The 4,021-nt window shown below is 61.8% G+C and carries 3 protein-coding genes and 1 pseudogene; 3 read left to right on the top strand and 1 reads right to left on the bottom strand.

Annotation, left to right across the window (positions count from 1 at the left end; all coding sequences use genetic code 11):
• Positions 1–387: pseudogene (locus tag EN906_RS25555) on the bottom strand (TrmH family RNA methyltransferase); the annotation flags it as partial.
• A gap of 443 nt (positions 388–830) precedes the next feature.
• On the opposite strand from EN906_RS25555, the gene EN906_RS25550 reads away from it, so the two are divergent.
• The 3 genes from EN906_RS25550 to EN906_RS25540 all read left to right on the top strand — a co-directional run.
• On the top strand, positions 831–1,226 hold the full coding sequence (locus EN906_RS25550) for a hypothetical protein (RefSeq protein ID WP_127271716.1): 396 nt from the start codon (positions 831–833) through the stop codon (positions 1,224–1,226).
• Positions 1,227–1,255: 29 nt separating this feature from the next.
• Complete coding sequence (locus EN906_RS25545) at positions 1,256–3,142, top strand: ABC transporter ATP-binding protein (protein WP_127375465.1); 1,887 nt, start codon at positions 1,256–1,258, stop codon at positions 3,140–3,142.
• Between the two features lie 10 nt (positions 3,143–3,152).
• The coding region (locus tag EN906_RS25540) for an ABC transporter transmembrane domain-containing protein (RefSeq protein ID WP_164777352.1) at positions 3,153–4,021 on the top strand (869 nt) is incomplete at its 3' end.

Below are 4,021 nucleotides of genomic sequence, written 5' to 3'. Positions count from 1 at the left end.
GCCGTACCCTGCATCGGGATGGTCAGCCGCGTATCAGCCGCCTGATGGACAGGATCCGGCACGCCTGCGGATTCCCGGCCAAACAGGAGTATGTCGCCTTCGGCGAAGATGAAGCTGGTGTAGGCCGTCGTGGCTTTGGTCGACAGCAGCACCAGCCGGCGCGAACCAGCCTTGCGCCATTCCTCGAAGGCATGCCAGTCGACATGCCGGGGCAGCCATTTCGAGGTAGTCCATGCCGGCTCGCTTGAGCGCTTTGTCGGAGAGCGGAAATCCGGCCGGTTCGATGATGTCGACGCCAAGTCCGAGGCACGCGGCGAAGCGCAGGATTGTCCCGGTGTTGCCGGCAATGTCAGGCTGGTAGAGCGCGATGCGGAGACGACAGTTCATTTCCGCGTCCTTCTAATAAGTGGCGGATCGGCCACAGCGGCTTGGCGGTTTTGGAAATTGCTGGACCTGCGGGTGGCCATTTTCTGCGAGGTCGGGTATACAGCCAGGATTGTCAACCCGAACCGATGGAGGGGTAATTCATGATGATCATGCACATCCAGCGCCCCTCTCGTGGGCTTACCTGCCTGCCGGCGGTTTCGGTACGACGATTCTCCTGACTCTCTAAGACTTGATCGCACCGATTCCCGCCGAAACGATTTTTCGGCTCTCGAAGGAATCCTGCGATGTTTTTCAAAAAGTCAAAAGGGCTGAACACCCCAGCTGAACCTGTCCGGACCGATGCTTGTCATGTCCAGACCGACGCAAAGCATGCCTCCGGCCGAATGCCGGCGGACGATATTGCTTCGCCTTTTTATCTCGATTTTCACACGGAGGACGGACCGATGTTCGATCCCTATAGAATACCTGGCTCGAGGAGCCTGCATATCCATCGACTGCCGACCTGGGCGCTGCTGATCGGCGACACCTATTCGTCGGCGGTGCACGCCGAGGTTCGCCGCCGGCCGCATCGCGGCATGCTGCCGGATGTCGATTTTTCGCGCGCGGTTCCCGATCTGAGCCGGCCTTCGCTGGTGCGCCGGATCATCCGGCTGATCCGGCCGGGCGCGAAAAACCGGGCTGGCGGCACCGTGTCGTCAGGATCGTCTGGCGCAGCTGTCGGCGAAAAGCCCGCGAGCCCCTATATTGCGCGAAGCAGGGCCGACGGTCCGGGTGATTCCAGACCGTCGGCCCTTGACGCCATGGGTTCCGCGGATTTCGTACGCTCACGTGCCGCGTAAGCGGCACACACATTTCACAGGCATAACCTATGTTGTTGTTTAGCTGGTTTGAAAAAAGGCTCGATCCGTTCCCCGCAGCGGAACCGGTCGAGCCGCCCAAGACGCTGGTTGCCTTCTGCCTGCATTATACGCGCGGCGCATGGCCATATATCCTTTTCGACGCGGTGCTGGTGACGGCCATCGCGATCGCGGAAGTATGGATGTTCGGCTTTCTCGGCCGCATCGTCGACTGGCTGTCGGGGCAGAATCGCGAAACCTTCCTGCAGACGGAAGCCTGGAAGCTCGCCGGCATGGCCTTCATCGTGCTGTTCGCGCTGCCGGGCACGGTATGGCTGCATTCGTTTCTCAACCAGCAGACGCTGATGGGCAATTATCCCATGCGCATCCGCTGGCAGGTGCACCGCTATCTGCTCAAGCAGTCGATGAGTTTCTACCAGGACGAGTTCGCCGGCCGCATCGCGACAAAGCTGATGCAGACGGCTCTCGCCGTGCGCGAATGCGTCATCAAGGTGATCGACGTCCTGAACTACGTTATCGTCTATTTCCTCGGCATGCTGCTCATCGTCGGCTCGGCCGACTGGCGGCTGGCCGCGCCGCTCGGCGTCTGGCTGGTCGGCTATATCCTTTTGCTGCGCTACTTCATCCCGCGGTTGGGCAAGGTCGGCGAGGAGCAGGCCAATGCGCGCTCGATCATGACCGGCCGGGTCGTCGATAGCTACTCCAACATCCAGACGGTCAAGCTGTTCAGCCATGCACGCCGCGAAGCGTCATTCGCCAAAGACGGCATGTCCGGCTTTCTCGAAACGGTCTACCGGTCGATGCGGCTGGTGACAGTGCTTTTTGGCTCGCTTTACATCCTGAATGCATTGCTCTTGTTCTCCGTCACCGCGATGGCGTTGTGGCTGTGGCTGGGGCAAGCAGTGACGATCGGCGCGGTCGCCGTGGTCATCGGCCTTGTGCTCAGGATGTGGGGCATGTCGCAATGGATCATGTGGGAAATGTCGGGCCTGTTCGAGAACATCGGCACGGTGCAGGACGGCATCGCCTCGATCTCGCTGCCGCGTCTTGTCGAGGACAGGCCGGACGCGAAGGAGATCAGCGTTTCCAGGGGTGAAATCCGCTTCGAGGACATCCGCTTCCACTACGGCAAGCAGAAGGGTGTGATCGAAGGCTTGTCGCTGGCGGTGAAGCCGGGCGAAAAGGTCGGCATCGTAGGCCGCTCCGGCGCCGGCAAGTCGACGCTGGTCAACCTGTTGCTGCGCTTCTACGACCTCGAAGCCGGGCAGATATTGATCGACGGCCAGGAGATCGCCGGTGTGAAGCAGGATTCGCTGCGTGCGCAGATCGGCATGGTCACGCAGGACACCTCGCTGCTGCATCGTTCGGTGCGCGAGAACATCCTCTATGGCCGGCCCGATGCCACCGACGAGATGCTTGTCGAGGCGGCGCGGCGCGCCGAGGCGCTGGACTTCATATCAGGGCTTTCGGATGCCGGTGGCCGGAAGGGCTTCGATGCCCATGTCGGCGACCGCGGCGTCAAATTGTCCGGCGGCCAGCGTCAACGCATCGCCATTGCTCGCGTTATGTTGAAGGATGCGCCAATACTTATCCTTGACGAAGCGACCTCGGCGCTTGATTCCGAAGCCGAGGCGGCGATCCAGGAGAACCTCTACAAGCTCATGCAAGGTAAGACCGTCATCGCCATCGCGCACCGACTGTCGACCATCGCGGCGATGGACAGGCTGGTGGCGATGGACAAAGGCCGTGTCATCGAGGAAGGTTCGCACGAGGAACTCGTCGCCCGCGGCGGGCTCTACGCGCAGCTCTGGCAGCGCCAGTCGGGCGGGTTCCTGCTTGAGGGCGGTCCCGCCGACCCCGCCAACGATGCACTTGCAAAGGGGCAAGCCGCAGAATGATGGCCGCCGCATGATGACAGCCGTCTATCGCTGGTTCGAGAACTGGGTCTATCCGTTCAGGGAGCCAGCGAATCTTCGGCCACCGACCAGCGTCGGCGGTTTCCTCTGGCACTATGTCGGCCAGGCGAAGTTCGCCTTCTTCGCCATGCTGGTCATCGGCGGCATCGCGCCGCTGGTCGAGGCCGGCCTGTTCTACTTCGTCGGGCGGCTCGTCGATATTCTCGACCAGCTTCCCGCCGAGCGCAGCTGGCACGCACTGTGGGCCGCCGCCGGTCCTGAACTGGTTTTCATGGTCGTGGTGGTGCTGGTCATCCGCACCGTCGTCGTCGGCCTGTCGGCGCTGGTCGATGAACAGACCATCACGCCGGGCTTCTACAATCTGGTGCGCTGGCAGGCACACCGGCATGTCTCGCGCCAGTCCTACGCCTTTTTCCAGAACGATTTCGCCGGCCGCATCGCGACAAAGGTCTGGCAGGCGGGGCAAGCCACCGGCGACCTGATGGAAAGCTTCATCGAGGTCGTCTGGTTCATGATCGTCTACACGGTGACGACGCTGGCGCTGGTCGCAGGCCTCGATCTCAGGCTGGCGGTGCTGGTGGTGATCTGGATTTCCGCTTTCGCTTGGCTGGCCAAGCTCTACTTGCCGGCAATCCGCAAGCATGCCGAGGAAACCGCCGAGGCCGGCTCGATGATCACCGGTCGCATCGTCGATTCCTATTCCAACGTGCAGACGCTGAAACTGTTCTCGGCCGACGGCGACGACCGCTACATCAGGAACGGTTTCGACATCTACCTCGACGCATTGCGCCCGTTCACCCGCCGGCTGACCGGCGTGCGCATGGCGTTGACGACGCTGTCGGGCATTATGATCACGGCGAT

Source organism: Mesorhizobium sp. M7A.F.Ca.CA.004.06.1.1 (assembly GCF_003999135.1).
Taxonomy (GTDB): domain Bacteria; phylum Pseudomonadota; class Alphaproteobacteria; order Rhizobiales; family Rhizobiaceae; genus Mesorhizobium.
The sequence above is the reverse complement of the archived record's forward strand: the minus strand, read 5'-3'. Positions and strand labels throughout refer to the sequence as shown.